This window comes from Enterobacter cloacae complex sp., from assembly GCF_900322725.1.
Lineage (GTDB): Bacteria > Pseudomonadota > Gammaproteobacteria > Enterobacterales > Enterobacteriaceae > Enterobacter > Enterobacter quasihormaechei.
The window spans coordinates 3,905,613-3,918,002 of the sequence record NZ_LT991957.1 but is presented as its reverse complement, the minus strand read 5'-3'; the positions used below and the strand labels follow the sequence as shown (position 1 = coordinate 3,918,002).

Annotated in this window: 17 protein-coding genes; 10 read left to right on the top strand and 7 right to left on the bottom strand. The window is 54.5% G+C overall.

The genetic code is table 11. The features are described from left to right. The first annotated feature begins 78 nt into the window (after nt 1-78). Nucleotides 79-525, top strand: a complete 447-nt coding sequence (locus tag DBR02_RS19295) for a DUF441 domain-containing protein (protein ID WP_063449023.1) — start codon at nt 79-81, stop codon at nt 523-525. Here DBR02_RS19295 and DBR02_RS19290 read toward each other — a convergent pair. Next, nucleotides 509-1,300 (bottom strand): AraC family transcriptional regulator, encoded by a 792-nt coding sequence (locus DBR02_RS19290; RefSeq protein ID WP_107535147.1) that lies wholly within the window; start codon nt 1,298-1,300, stop codon nt 509-511. The genes DBR02_RS19295 and DBR02_RS19290 overlap by 17 nt on opposite strands. Nucleotides 1,301-1,399: 99 nt before the next feature. On the opposite strand from DBR02_RS19290, the gene DBR02_RS19285 reads away from it, so the two are divergent. Beyond that, the gene (locus DBR02_RS19285) at nt 1,400-2,587 is read left to right on the top strand and encodes a CynX/NimT family MFS transporter (protein WP_107535146.1); all 1,188 of its coding nucleotides are present in this window, start codon (nt 1,400-1,402) and stop codon (nt 2,585-2,587) included. Nucleotides 2,588-2,618: 31 nt separating this feature from the next. Here DBR02_RS19285 and DBR02_RS19280 read toward each other — a convergent pair whose 3' ends face one another. After that, the gene (locus DBR02_RS19280) at nt 2,619-3,326 is read right to left on the bottom strand and encodes a CTP synthase C-terminal region-related (seleno)protein (RefSeq protein WP_107535145.1); all 708 of its coding nucleotides are present in this window, start codon (nt 3,324-3,326) and stop codon (nt 2,619-2,621) included. Between the two features lie 151 nt (nt 3,327-3,477). Here DBR02_RS19280 and DBR02_RS19275 point away from each other — a divergent pair, with 151 nt between their 5' ends. Then, nucleotides 3,478-3,822: a DUF488 domain-containing protein gene (locus tag DBR02_RS19275; RefSeq protein WP_063866395.1), complete on the top strand. Its 345-nt coding sequence runs from the start codon at nt 3,478-3,480 to the stop codon at nt 3,820-3,822. Here the strand turns inward: DBR02_RS19275 and DBR02_RS19270 are convergent, their stop codons facing one another. Together DBR02_RS19270 and DBR02_RS19265 are read right to left on the bottom strand one after the other, a co-directional pair. Further along, complete coding sequence (locus tag DBR02_RS19270) at nt 3,823-4,128, bottom strand: hypothetical protein (protein WP_063449028.1); 306 nt, start codon at nt 4,126-4,128, stop codon at nt 3,823-3,825. 80 nt (nt 4,129-4,208) lie between these two features. Beyond that, the gene (locus tag DBR02_RS19265; RefSeq protein WP_077221079.1) at nt 4,209-4,463 is read right to left on the bottom strand and encodes a putative hemolysin; all 255 of its coding nucleotides are present in this window, start codon (nt 4,461-4,463) and stop codon (nt 4,209-4,211) included. A 311-nt stretch (nt 4,464-4,774) separates the two neighbouring features. Here DBR02_RS19265 and DBR02_RS19260 point away from each other — a divergent pair, with 311 nt between their 5' ends. Then, a complete protein-coding gene (locus DBR02_RS19260) occupies nt 4,775-5,803 on the top strand; it encodes a sensor domain-containing diguanylate cyclase (protein ID WP_107535144.1) in 1,029 nt (342 codons plus the stop codon). A gap of 45 nt (nt 5,804-5,848) precedes the next feature. After that, on the top strand, nt 5,849-5,947 hold the full coding sequence (locus tag DBR02_RS19255) for a YoaK family small membrane protein (RefSeq protein WP_015570793.1): 99 nt from the start codon (nt 5,849-5,851) through the stop codon (nt 5,945-5,947). 126 nt (nt 5,948-6,073) lie between these two features. Here DBR02_RS19255 and DBR02_RS19250 read toward each other — a convergent pair whose 3' ends face one another. Continuing rightward, nucleotides 6,074-6,322: a GlsB/YeaQ/YmgE family stress response membrane protein gene (locus tag DBR02_RS19250; protein WP_003857896.1), complete on the bottom strand. Its 249-nt coding sequence runs from the start codon at nt 6,320-6,322 to the stop codon at nt 6,074-6,076. Between the two features lie 368 nt (nt 6,323-6,690). On the opposite strand from DBR02_RS19250, the gene yncL reads away from it, so the two are divergent. Both yncL and DBR02_RS19240 read left to right on the top strand, forming a co-directional pair. After that, nucleotides 6,691-6,783 carry a stress response membrane protein YncL gene (yncL, locus tag DBR02_RS19245; protein ID WP_071524166.1) on the top strand — a complete coding sequence of 31 codons (93 nt, stop codon included), beginning with the start codon at nt 6,691-6,693 and terminating at the stop codon, nt 6,781-6,783. 109 nt (nt 6,784-6,892) lie between these two features. Continuing rightward, complete coding sequence (locus DBR02_RS19240; RefSeq protein WP_107535143.1) at nt 6,893-8,392, top strand: EAL domain-containing protein; 1,500 nt, start codon at nt 6,893-6,895, stop codon at nt 8,390-8,392. A gap of 4 nt (nt 8,393-8,396) precedes the next feature. Here the strand turns inward: DBR02_RS19240 and DBR02_RS19235 are convergent, their stop codons facing one another. Further along, nucleotides 8,397-8,642 (bottom strand): YmjA family protein, encoded by a 246-nt coding sequence (locus DBR02_RS19235; RefSeq protein WP_063866392.1) that lies wholly within the window; start codon nt 8,640-8,642, stop codon nt 8,397-8,399. A 74-nt stretch (nt 8,643-8,716) separates the two neighbouring features. After that, the gene (gene icd / locus DBR02_RS19230; RefSeq protein ID WP_045327001.1) at nt 8,717-9,967 is read right to left on the bottom strand and encodes an NADP-dependent isocitrate dehydrogenase; all 1,251 of its coding nucleotides are present in this window, start codon (nt 9,965-9,967) and stop codon (nt 8,717-8,719) included. Between the two features lie 117 nt (nt 9,968-10,084). On the opposite strand from icd, the gene rluE reads away from it, so the two are divergent. The 3 genes from rluE to mnmA are packed head-to-tail and all read left to right on the top strand — an operon-like array spanning nt 10,085 to nt 12,373. Next, entirely contained in the window at nt 10,085-10,747 is a 663-nt protein-coding gene (rluE, locus tag DBR02_RS19225) for a 23S rRNA pseudouridine(2457) synthase RluE (RefSeq protein ID WP_107535142.1), read from the top strand. Further along, nucleotides 10,747-11,220: an NUDIX hydrolase gene (locus tag DBR02_RS19220; protein ID WP_063449033.1), complete on the top strand. Its 474-nt coding sequence runs from the start codon at nt 10,747-10,749 to the stop codon at nt 11,218-11,220. The genes rluE and DBR02_RS19220 overlap by 1 nt, the downstream gene beginning before the upstream one ends. A gap of 40 nt (nt 11,221-11,260) precedes the next feature. Beyond that, entirely contained in the window at nt 11,261-12,373 is a 1,113-nt protein-coding gene (gene mnmA, locus DBR02_RS19215; protein WP_063449034.1) for a tRNA 2-thiouridine(34) synthase MnmA, read from the top strand. Nucleotides 12,374-12,390: the final 17 nt, after the last annotated feature.

Below are 12,390 nucleotides of genomic sequence, written 5' to 3'. Positions count from 1 at the left end.
TTTTTTCTCTAAAGCCTGCCTGCCGTCGCGTTTGCGCGTAAAGTAAGCAGGCTTACTATTTTTGGCAAGGATCCCGTCATGCTCGACCCTACTCTGCTTATACTTCTGGCCCTGGCTGCTTTGGGTTTTATCAGCCACAACACCACCGTCGCGATTTCCATTCTGGTACTGATCATCGTTCGCGTTACGCCGCTAAACACCTTCTTCCCGTGGATTGAAAAACAGGGGCTAACCATCGGGATCATTATTTTGACCATCGGCGTGATGGCACCGATTGCCAGCGGAACGCTGCCGGCCTCAACGCTGCTGCACTCCTTTGTGAACTGGAAATCGCTGGTGGCGATTGCGGTGGGTGTTTTTGTCTCCTGGCTTGGCGGACGCGGCGTGACGCTGATGAGCAGCCAGCCCTCACTGGTGGCCGGCCTGCTGGTGGGCACCGTGCTGGGCGTAGCGCTGTTTCGTGGCGTGCCGGTTGGCCCGCTGATTGCTGCCGGGCTGGTTTCGCTGTTTATCGGGAAGTCGTAGTCAGGCTGGCGATATAGCGGGCGGGCGTCTGCCCCAGCCCTTTCTTAAACATGGTGATAAAGGCGGTGGTGGAGTCATACCCCAGCGCCTGCGCCGCCTGCTGTACTGATTTCCCGCCGATCAGAAACTGCAACGCGACAATCAGCTGGAGCTGGTGTCGCCAGCGGCGAAAGCTTAACCCGGTCTCTTTCACCACCAGCCGTGCCAGATTGCGCTCGCTCATGGCAAAGTGGCTGGCCCACTGGGCCAGCGTCTGCCAGGCGGCAGGCTCGTTTGCCATGGTCTCGCTCATCAGGCGAATTTTCGGATGCGGAGAAACCGGCAGCTGGAGATGCTCCTGCGGTTGCAGGGGCAGTTCGTCAAACAGGACGTCAACCAGTCGGCCAGTCGCGGGAAGCGGCAGCTCTTCCCGCGACCTGTCCGCGAGCGCCAGCACCAGCTCCCGCACCAGGGGCGATATTTTCAGCGTACAGGTACGCGCCGGCAGGTCGAGCGCACCGGGTTCAATAAACAGCAGGCAGAGCTGCGCGCCGGGCGTCGCCCTGTTGCTGTGCGGCGTTTGACCCGGGATCCACACAGCATACTGGGGCGGCACCATCAGCATCGCGTTTTCCACTTCGCAGGTTATCGCCCCACCCAGCGCCATAATCAGCTGCCCTTTGCGGTGCTGATGAAGCGGAATAAATTGTTCTTGTGCCACCACGCGGATGCGAAAGGCCACCGCCGCATCGTGCTGGCTGTCGGGATCGTAGCCGTCGAGCCCCAGTCCGTACATAAAGTTGTCCGATATTAGCGATAAACTGTCATTTTAGCCTGATTTCAACCACGACTTAAATCGGTATTGTATGCGCTCGCCTGAACGTAAGAGACAATAATGACTACTGCTATTCAACCTTCCGGGAAACAGGGTGCGCTGCTGGTTGCAGGTATCCTGATGATTGCCACGACGCTGCGCGTCACGTTTACCGGCGTCGCCCCCCTGCTCGACACCATCCGTCAGGACTATGGCTTAAGCACGGCGCAAACCGGTCTGCTCACGACGCTGCCGCTGCTGGCCTTCGCCTTAATCTCTCCCCTTGCCGCAGGCGTCGCCCGGCGGTTGGGCATGGAGCGCAGCCTTTTTATCGCGCTGCTGCTGATATGCATCGGGATTGGCATCCGTTCGCTGCCGTCGGCGTCGCTGCTGTTTATCGGTACGGCGGTTGTTGGCTGCGGGATTGCGCTGGGCAATGTCCTGTTACCCGGACTAATCAAACGCGATTTTCCGGGCCAGGTCGCAAAACTCACGGGGGCGTATTCGCTGACGATGGGGGCCGCCGCTGCCGCAGGGTCGGCGCTGATCGTCCCGCTGTCGCTGGGGAATGCCGGCTGGCACGGGGCGCTGCTGATGCTGATGTTCTTCCCGCTGGTGGCGCTGCTGCTGTGGTTACCGCAATGGCGCCAGAAGCCCGCCGCTACCCTGACGGGAGCGGGCGCGCTGCACAACCGGGCCATCTGGCGATCCGCCCTTGCCTGGCAGGTGACGCTTTTTCTGGGCATCAACTCACTGATTTACTACGTCATAATCGGCTGGTTGCCCGCAATTCTGATCAGCCACGGCTACAGCGAAACGCAGGCGGGCTCCATGCACGGCCTTCTCCAGCTGGCCACCGCTGTTCCCGGTCTCGCCATTCCGCTTATCCTGCACCGTCTTCGCGATCAGCGTGGCATTGCCGGGCTTGTCGCCCTGATGTGCGCCGTAAGCGCGGCCGGGTTCTGGTTTGCGCCGCAGCTGGCCGTCGTCTGGACGCTGGTGTTTGGCTTTGGATCCGGCGCCACCATGATCCTCGGCCTGACCTTTATCGGGCTGCGCGCCAGTTCGGCCCATCAGGCCGCCGCGCTCTCCGGCATGGCGCAGTCCATTGGCTATCTTCTGGCGGCCTGTGGGCCACCGCTGATGGGGAAAATTCACGATACCGCCGGAGACTGGCACATTCCGCTGCTCGCCTGCGCGCTGGCTGCGGTGGTGATGGCCCTGTGCGGCATGCTGGCCGGGCGCGATCGGGAAATCACACCCCGCTGACACACAAGGCAGACCTTTCGGTCTGCTTTTTTTATCCCTGCGCCGCCCGCAGCATGGCCTGGGCCAGTACTACCGGGCGCCCTTTCAGCGCGGCCCGCTCATGCTGGAACAGGGTGATCACAAAGAAGGGATGGGTCACCAGCTCTGCCGCGCGGATCTCGCCCTGCTCGTCCCAGCCCGTCACGCGCATGTCGCCCCGCTCAAGCTGCCGGGCAAACTCAGGCGAGACGCCGTAATTGCAGTGATACCCTTCCTGAATTTCCGGCTTTCCGTACGCTTTGGCAATCAGGGTGTTGTTCCGCAGTTCGATCGCGTCGGTTTGTTCCACCAGCGAACAGGCCAGCGGCGCAATCACCATCCTCCCTTCGGTATCGGTTTCGGCATGGCCTGCATCGTGCCAGCCCAGCACGTTGCGCGCATATTCAATCAGCGCATGCTGGAAACCGCCGCAGGTGCCGAGAAAGGGGATGCTGTTTTCGCGCGCGTAACGCGCAGCAATAAACGCCGCCTCGGTGTTTTTATACGGGCTTGCCGGAACCAGCCAGATGGCATCGTAACCGACCAGGTCTTCGGGACTGGTGAGCTCAGGCGTGGCGAGCCAGTCATAATCCGCGGTGAGATCCAGAACCGCAGCGGCGTCATCAATCGCCAGCGGGATAGCCTGGTGCGCAATAACATCGGGATTGTAATCACCAACCAGCGCAATGCGCAGCGTCGTTTTAACCGGGGAGAGTTCCATGAGAGATTCCTTATGCCGGAGGATTTTCAGATAACATAAGGAACCTCAGACTACCGATCTTTTGCAATTATCACAATACCTTAAATTGGGTGGATAAAAGCCTGGTGCTATAGTGTTCTTGCTGAACGTCACACGGTAGGGAGGAAAACGGATGATTCAATGCAAACGCGTGTATGAAGAGGCAACGTCAGACGATGGTTACCGGGTGCTGGTAGACAGACTCTGGCCGCGAGGAATGAAAAAGAGCGATCTCGCCTACGATGAGTGGTGCAAATCGCTAACGCCGTCGAGCGAACTGCGTAAAGCCTTCCACGGTGAAGCGATCGATTTCACCGCGTTCAGTGAAGCCTATCGAAAAGAGCTGGCGCAGCATCAGGATGAAGGCAAACGCCTGGCAGCCCTCGCCCGACAGCAAACCGTGACGCTACTCTATGGTGCGAAAAATACGGAGCAGAATCACGCGCGGGTGCTGGCGGACTGGCTGCGGAGATTTTGATTAGCCGATCGCCAGCTCATCAACGATGCGTGGCATCTCGTCCGGCGTCAGCGGCATCAGATGTTCCGGGCGAACAAACGCAAAACCGTGCTGGTTATCAAATGCGTAGACATCACCGGTGACCAGCCACAGCGGGCGCGCTGACGTGGCGGGTAACTGCGTCATGACGCCGTTGACCGGGTTCACAAAACGCTGGCCTGGCTGACAGAGGCCAAACAGCTCAACAGATTTACCAATATTTCGACGGCCTGCCGTCGTACGCGCACCCACGATCATCGCCATGCTGCCCGGTTTTAACTGAAACATACTTCTTCTCGCAAACGTGCTGCCAGAAACTGGCTAAGAATAATCCTAAAGAGAAGTGTATCGCAGTTTTATTGCCGTTGTCATCTGGTCGGTTGCGGATGATCGCGGCGGTAGAGATCCCATTCATCGATCGTTTCTCCGCCTGGCAGTTTGCACTCGGTACGTACGCCCTGAGGGCTTTGAACAGGGATTTGCTCTCCCCCTTTCTCCAGACAGTACACTGACGCTGGGTTTGCCATACCAATAGCGTGCGGCGGCTCAGGCGCATCGGGAGGGGGTGTCTTTGTTGAACATGCGGCCAACGGAAGTACCAGTGCCAGGAAAAGATATTTCATTTTCACGATCCTTCAGGGTGTTGAAAACGTCAGAGTAACGGGTCATCGCCGTTTTCTCCATGATTTCTCCATTAAACCTGCACGATTCGTCCCTATAGTGGGGTCTGTTCTCACTCTGACCAGAGAACATCATTCCGTAATCAAGATGTTTTGCCCCGGCCTTCGCGTCGGGGCTTTTTTTAGCGCGCCCGCCCTGGTTTCCAGAAGAATATATAAAATTTCCCCTATTCATGTTTAACTATGACCGGAGTCTATAATTTCAGCATAACATGCAGATACAGAGGCCTTCTGCATGGGAGTCAACCTGCTTTATGTCAGATATCATTCTTGCCCGTGTTTCAGAAACCCTCGCCACCGAGCAATCTCTCGACAGTCTGGTGCGTCAGTTACTGGAAATGCTGGAAATTGTGACCGATATGGAATCAACCTACCTGACCAAAATCGATATCAATGCGCGTTTACAGCACATTTTATATGCCCGTAACAGTAAGCAAATGCAGATCCCGGAAGGGTTCAGCGTGCCCTGGGACGAAACGCTGTGTAAGCGCGCCATGGATAGCGACACGTTGTTCAGTAACGAGGTGCCTGAACGCTGGCCAGAATGTGAGGCTGCAAAAGCGCTGGGGATTACGACCTATATGAGCGTGCCGGTTCACCTTGCTGACGGTACCTTGTACGGCACGCTTTGCGCGGCAAGCACCGCACAGAAACAGTTCAGCGAGCGTGGCGAGCAGGTAATCAGACTCTTTGCCGGGCTAATTGGTCAGTACATTCAGAAAGAGTCGCTGGTGCTTCAGCTTCGCGAAGCCAACGCCGCGCTCATTGCCTACTCATACACCGACGCCCTTACCGGCCTGCCAAACCGTCGCGCCATTTTTGAAAATCTCACCACCCTGTTCTCACTGGCGCGCCATCTTAACCGCAACGTCATGATTGCCTTTATTGACCTTGATGATTTCAAGCGAATCAATGACCAGTACGGTCATGAAGCGGGCGATCGGTTCCTCATTCAGGTCGGCAATCGGCTGACGCACGAGCAAACGCAGGACGAAATTATCGGCCGGCTCGGCGGCGATGAATTTCTGGTTGCCAGCCTGAGTAACAGCAATGATGGCGACACCAGCTCAGAGGTCAACGCAATCAAAACCCGCCTTAACGGTCGTATCGCGGGCGAATACGGGTTAGGAAATGTCACTATTCTCTATCCCGGTGCAAGCTATGGCGTCGTTATTGTGGACCCTCACAGCACGGATGAAGATAGCGCCCTGCGCACCGCAGACCTCGCGATGTATCAGGATAAGAAGGGAAAAAGCAAAACAGGCTTTGTCGCGTTAGATTAAAACCGTACACTCTACGGCCTTATACAAACTCAAACAGGTGATGGCATGAGAATAGGGATCCTCTTTCCGGTTGTAATTTTTATCACGGCGGTGGTGTTTTTAGGCTGGTTTTTCCTTGGCGGATACGCCGCGCCGGGGGCATAAGTGAGAAAAACGACCCTCATCATGCTGATTGTGGCCATCGTAGCCGTAGCCGGTACCCAGCTGGGCTGGTGGTAACCCAAAGTAAAAAGGCCGCCATCAGGCAGCCTTTTTTAACACAGTTCAGATTTAGCTTTTGATTTTTCTGTAGATAAACAGAACAACCAGCGCGCCAATCACCGCGACGACAAAGCTGCCGAAGTTGAAGCCATCAACTCTGCCAAAGCCGAACAGGGTACTGATCCAGCCACCAACGACTGCACCCACAATCCCCAGAATGATCGTGACGATGAAACCGCCGCCATCTTTGCCCGGCATAATCCACTTCGCCAGGATACCCGCAATCAGCCCAAAGATAATCCAGGATAAAATTCCCATAGCTTTCCTCTCCGTATGGTTTTTGTCATTAAATCAACGACACAGAAAAGGATAGCACAGGATTTGAGAAAGGAAATTTGTGATAAGAATCACACGGTTCGTTTGAGTAAAATCTGAACAGTAAAAATTTGCCGTTCCACATGAATCGTGGGGTTGCATCTTTTGTTGAGAAAGATTATCTTTCTCAATACTGAATAGTTGAGCAAATCACTCAGGTATTCAGTACGACATTGCTCACATTGCTTCCAGTATTTCTTGCCCACTTTTTAGTGGGCTTTTTTTTGCCTAACCCCACCAAAATCTGGCGTTTTATCGCAGGTGGCGAAACGCTATTCTCTGTGGCTACTGAACAGCAATGAATTGATAACATGAACGTATCGAGCAAATTTGTCATCTGCCTGAATCTTGTTTCTGCCAGTACGCTACTGTTACTGCTCTCCACACGGTTTGAGTGGTTCTGAATGGTGTAGCCTGCACGGCGATACCGTGCTGGCTCTTCTCTCATACTTGTAGCTTTTATGACCTGTGTTAAGATCCCTGCACCTCAGGACGTGGCGGGACAGCAGGAATATGAAGAAGGCCATTAGCGTTGCTATCATCTCAACCTTTCTGGTCGTCCTGTCGCTGTATGCTGTTAACGCCATCATCGTTGAACAGCAAAAGGACCGGCAGAGGGAGATCTCCCACACGCTGTTACGCTATTCTGAAGACTTGACGCAAATTATCGCCAGCACTCTTAAAACGACTACCGCGAAGGGATGCGATAGCGCGAGTCTGAACGACTACCGTAAATTAAAAATGCAGAGTCTCTATTTCGCCGATGTGGGGTTTATTGAAAATGGGAAAATCACCTGCACCGCATTTTGGGGCAAGCTGGCAAATCCCATCGCCCTTCCCTCTGAGCTTCATGACACTCTGAACGGATTCAGCCTGGCGCAATTTTCACAGAAAGATTTCTTTGTGGGCAATGCGACAATTTATAACCATCTTATTATCTTCACGTCACGTTCAGCCTACGATAAATTTTCTCCCGTTACCGCCAATTATTCACTTCGTTCTTCCACGAAAGATTTCGACCGGACCTTTTTCACCGTTACGTCTCCTACAGATAACCTTAGCCGCCTGTCGTCTCTGCTATTCACGCAGACCGTGACGCAGTGCAGCACCCGCTGGGATTTGTGCGTTACCGTCACCCATCACAACGCCGGACTGGCATCGCTGTCCCGCGTAGTGATGGTGCTACTGTGCCTGTTTTTATACTTTATCTGGGTATCGCTGACGCTGTTTTCTCTGCGACTTTACGAAGACCGGTTTTCTCTGGAGCGTACGCTGGTCAAGGCGGTGAAAGCGAATACCATCAGCGTACACTTTCAACCCATTATTCGGGTTGCTGATAAGAAAATCGTTGGGGTTGAAGTGTTATCGAGATGGCAGGATAACAACCACAAAGAGGTTTCTCCCGAGCTGTTTATCCCGTTGATTAAAAAAATTGGGCTGTATAACGTTTATTACCGGAACATGATTAAAAAATCCCTGTCGGAAATTGCCGCGCTGGCCACTGAACATCAGCTCATGATTTCACTGAACGTTGGGCGAACGGAAATTGAAGACGGCAAATTCCTGGCGGTATTACGCCATGAATGCCTACAGCACGCGCTTCCCTTATCGTTAATAAAGGTCGAATTATCCGAGAATGGCGTGTCCACCTCGGCCATCCTTGAAGAGTTTTGTGAGGAGCTTAAATCGGCAGGCGTCAAAATTTCCATAGACGATTTTGGCGTACAAAATTCTAATCTGGCCAGGCTGTCAAACCTCAAGTATGACGAAATCAAAGTGGATAAGTCGTTAGTGGATGGCATCAACGAGCATTATAAACAGGATATTCTGGCGATCTTTTGCGACGCGCTCGCTAAGCTGCACAAAACCCTCGTGTTTGAGGGCGTCGAAAGCGAAACGCAATATCAGTTTATCGCCCAGAGATATCCTGATGCCCTCGTGCAAGGCTGGTACTTTTCAAAATCGTTAACCCGGCGCGACCTGGCCAGCCTGCTGGCAGACTCAACGCGATGAAGCGTTATTCATTGCCCCATTGATTCAGAAAGTTTGCGATATCGTCAATGCGCGCTTCATCAATATGCGCCTCGACGGCCATCTCCCGCTGCGCCTCTTCACTGATTTCCTCATTGTTGTATAAGCGAGTGAGCAGCAGCTGGAAATAGCGTGCCAGCGGCGTACGCTCTGCCTCTTCGACCGGTTTCGCCGTTTCAGTCGCATACTCATCGACGATGTCATAATACTTGAGCGGGATATCATGGTTCATAGCGTTTTTCCGTCGTTTGTGCATAAAAAACGGGAACCCTCAGGCTCCCGTTGTCATTTAACCCAGCGAGTGGATTACATGTTCGCGATAATCGCGTCGCCAAACTCTGAGCATTTCAGAAGTTTAGCGCCTTCCATCAGACGTTCAAAGTCATAGGTGACGGTTTTCGCGTTAATCGCGCCTTCCATACCCTTAACGATCAGGTCTGCGGCTTCGAACCATTCCATATGACGCAGCATCATCTCTGCGGACAGAATGATAGAGCCTGGGTTGACTTTGTCCTGGCCCGCGTATTTCGGTGCAGTACCGTGAGTGGCTTCGAACAGGGCGCACTCGTCACCGATGTTCGCGCCCGGCGCGATACCGATACCGCCAACCTGAGCTGCCAGCGCATCAGAGATGTAGTCACCGTTCAGGTTCATACAGGCGATCACGTCATACTCAGCAGGACGCAGCAGGATCTGTTGCAGGAACGCATCGGCGATCACATCTTTAATGACGATCTCTTTACCGGTGTTCGGGTTCTTAATCTTCTGCCATGGGCCGCCGTCGATCAGCTCACCGCCGAACTCTTCGGTCGCCAGCTGGTAGCCCCAGTCTTTGAACGCGCCTTCGGTGAACTTCATGATGTTGCCTTTGTGCACCAGGGTCACAGAGTCACGGTCGTTGGTGATAGCGTATTCGATAGCTGCACGCACCAGACGCTTGGTCCCTTCTTCGGAGCACGGCTTAATGCCGATACCGCAATGCTCTGGGAAGCGAATTTTCTTCACGCCCATCTCTTCGCGCAGGAATTTGATCACTTTTTCTGCATCAGCAGAATCCGCTTTCCATTCGATACCGGCGTAGATGTCTTCTGAGTTTTCACGGAAGATAACCATGTCGGTCAGCTCCGGGTGCTTAACCGGGCTTGGGGTGCCCTGGTAGTAACGTACCGGACGCAGACACACATACAGATCCAGTTCCTGACGCAGCGCCACGTTCAGGGAACGAATGCCGCCGCCAACTGGCGTGGTCAGAGGGCCTTTGATAGCAACGCGATAGTCGCGGATCAGGTCCAGCGTTTCGGCTGGCAGCCAGACGTCCTGGCCATAAACTTGAGTGGATTTTTCACCGGTGTAAATTTCCATCCAGGAAATTTTACGCTCGCCTTTGTAGGCTTTCTCAACAGCGGCATCAACCACTTTCAGCATTGCCGGGGTAACGTCTACGCCGATACCATCACCTTCGATGAACGGAATAATCGGGTTGTGAGGAACGTTAATCTTGCCGTTTTGCAGGGTGATCTTTTTACCTTCCGCCGGAACAACTACTTTGCTTTCCATTAACCTCTCCTTCGAGCGCTTCTGGTTGTTACTGATCTTATGTTAATAAATTGTAATGAGCCTTCCGATAGTACCTGATTGTCCGACGCCATGAAAGGTCTTCGTTATTAGGCTATAATGCGGCAATTGATAAAGCCTGAAAATACCATGAAGAAAACTTCTTTTAGAAAACACCGGGTTGAGCGATTCAGCTCACAACAAGCGACCAGAAGAAAGCCAGAAACCCAGCCGACGCGGGTCATACTGTTCAATAAACCCTACGATGTTTTGCCGCAGTTTACCGATGAAGCCGGGCGGAGCACGCTGAAGGATTTTATACCCGTACAGGGTGTCTACGCGGCCGGGCGACTGGATCGCGACAGCGAAGGGCTGCTGGTGCTCACCAACGACGGCGTACTACAGGCCAGGCTCACTCAGCCGGGAAAACGTACCGGAAAAATTTACTACGTGCAGGTTGAAGGCGAGCCGGACGACGCCTCGCTGGCAAAGCTGCGCAACGGCGTGACCTTAAACGACGGTCCCACCCTTCCAGCGGGTATTGAGCGCGTGGATGAGCCCCAGTGGCTGTGGCCGCGCAATCCGCCGATTCGTGAGCGCAAATCCATTCCCACCAGCTGGCTTAAAATTACCCTTTATGAAGGCCGCAACCGACAGGTCAGGCGCATGACTGCGCACGTGGGATTCCCTACCCTGCGACTCATTCGCTACGCGATGGGGAGCTACACGCTGGACGCACTGGCAAACGGGGAATGGCGTGACGTTACCCCCAAGGAGAACTGATGTTTAAACCTCATGTTACGGTCGCCTGCGTGGTCCACGCGCAGGGCAAATTCCTGGTGGTGGAAGAGACCATCAACGGCAAAGCGCTGTGGAATCAGCCAGCCGGGCACCTTGAAGCCAATGAAACCTTGCTCCAGGCGGCAAAGCGCGAGCTGTGGGAGGAGACGGGTATCCGTGCCGAACCGCAGCACTTTATCCGCATGCATCAGTGGATAGCGCCTGACCGCACGCCTTTCCTGCGCTTTTTATTCGCCGTTGAGCTTAACGAAACGTGCGCCACTGAACCGCACGACGACGATATCGATCGCTGTCTGTGGGTGACTGCCGAGGAGATCCTGACCGCGCCAAACCTGCGCTCGCCGCTGGTTGCCGAAAGCATCCGCTGCTGGCAGTCTGCGGGCCGCCTGCCGCTGGATGTCATCGGAGAGTTTAACTGGCCGTTTACAGAGGGTGTCAATGGTGGGGGGGCGTGATAGAATACGCCGCCTTGAAGTTCAATGTCGTGAGTATTCCATGTCAGATAACAGCCAGAAAAAAGTGATCGTCGGCATGTCCGGCGGTGTCGATTCCTCCGTTTCCGCCTACCTGTTGCAGCAACAGGGCTATAAGGTGGAGGGCCTGTTCATGAAGAACTGGGAGGAAGACGATGGCGAGGAATACTGCACTGCCGCTGCGGATCTCGCCGATGCGCAGGCCGTGTGCGATAAGCTCGGCATCGAACTGCACACCGTTAACTTTGCCGCAGAATACTGGGACAACGTCTTTGAGCTTTTCCTTGAAGAGTACAAAGCGGGCCGCACGCCGAACCCGGATATCCTGTGCAACAAAGAGATCAAATTCAAAGCCTTCCTGGAATTCGCCGCTGAAGACCTGGGCGCGGATTACATCGCGACCGGCCACTACGTGCGTCGCGCGGACGTGAATGGCAAAAGCCAGCTGCTGCGCGGTCTGGACGGCAACAAAGATCAGAGCTACTTCCTTTATACGCTGAGCCACGAACAGATTGCCCAGAGCCTGTTCCCGGTCGGCGAGCTGGAAAAGCCGGAAGTGCGTAAAATTGCTGAAGAGCTGGATCTGATCACCGCGAAGAAAAAAGACTCCACCGGTATCTGCTTTATCGGCGAGCGTAAATTCCGCGAATTCCTGGGCCGCTATCTGCCTGCACAACCGGGCAAAATTGTCACCGTTGATGGCGACGAAATCGGCCAGCATCAGGGACTGATGTACCACACCCTCGGCCAGCGCAAAGGTCTGGGTATTGGCGGCACCAAAGACGGCAGCGAAGATCCGTGGTACGTGGTCGACAAAGACGTCGAGAACAATATTCTGGTGGTGGCTCAGGGTCACGACCACCCGCGCCTGATGTCCGTTGGACTTATCGCGCAGCAGCTGCACTGGGTCGATCGCGAGCCGCTGAAAGGCACGCTGCGCTGCACCGTGAAAACGCGCTACCGCCAGACGGACATCCCTTGCACCGTAACCGCACTGGATGACGACCGCATTGACGTGCGTTTCGACGAGCCGGTTTCCGCCGTTACCCCTGGCCAGTCTGCTGTTTTCTACAGCGGCGACATTTGCCTCGGCGGTGGGATCATTGAACAGCGCCTGCCGCTGCCTGCTGTTTAAACCGTTTGCACACATAA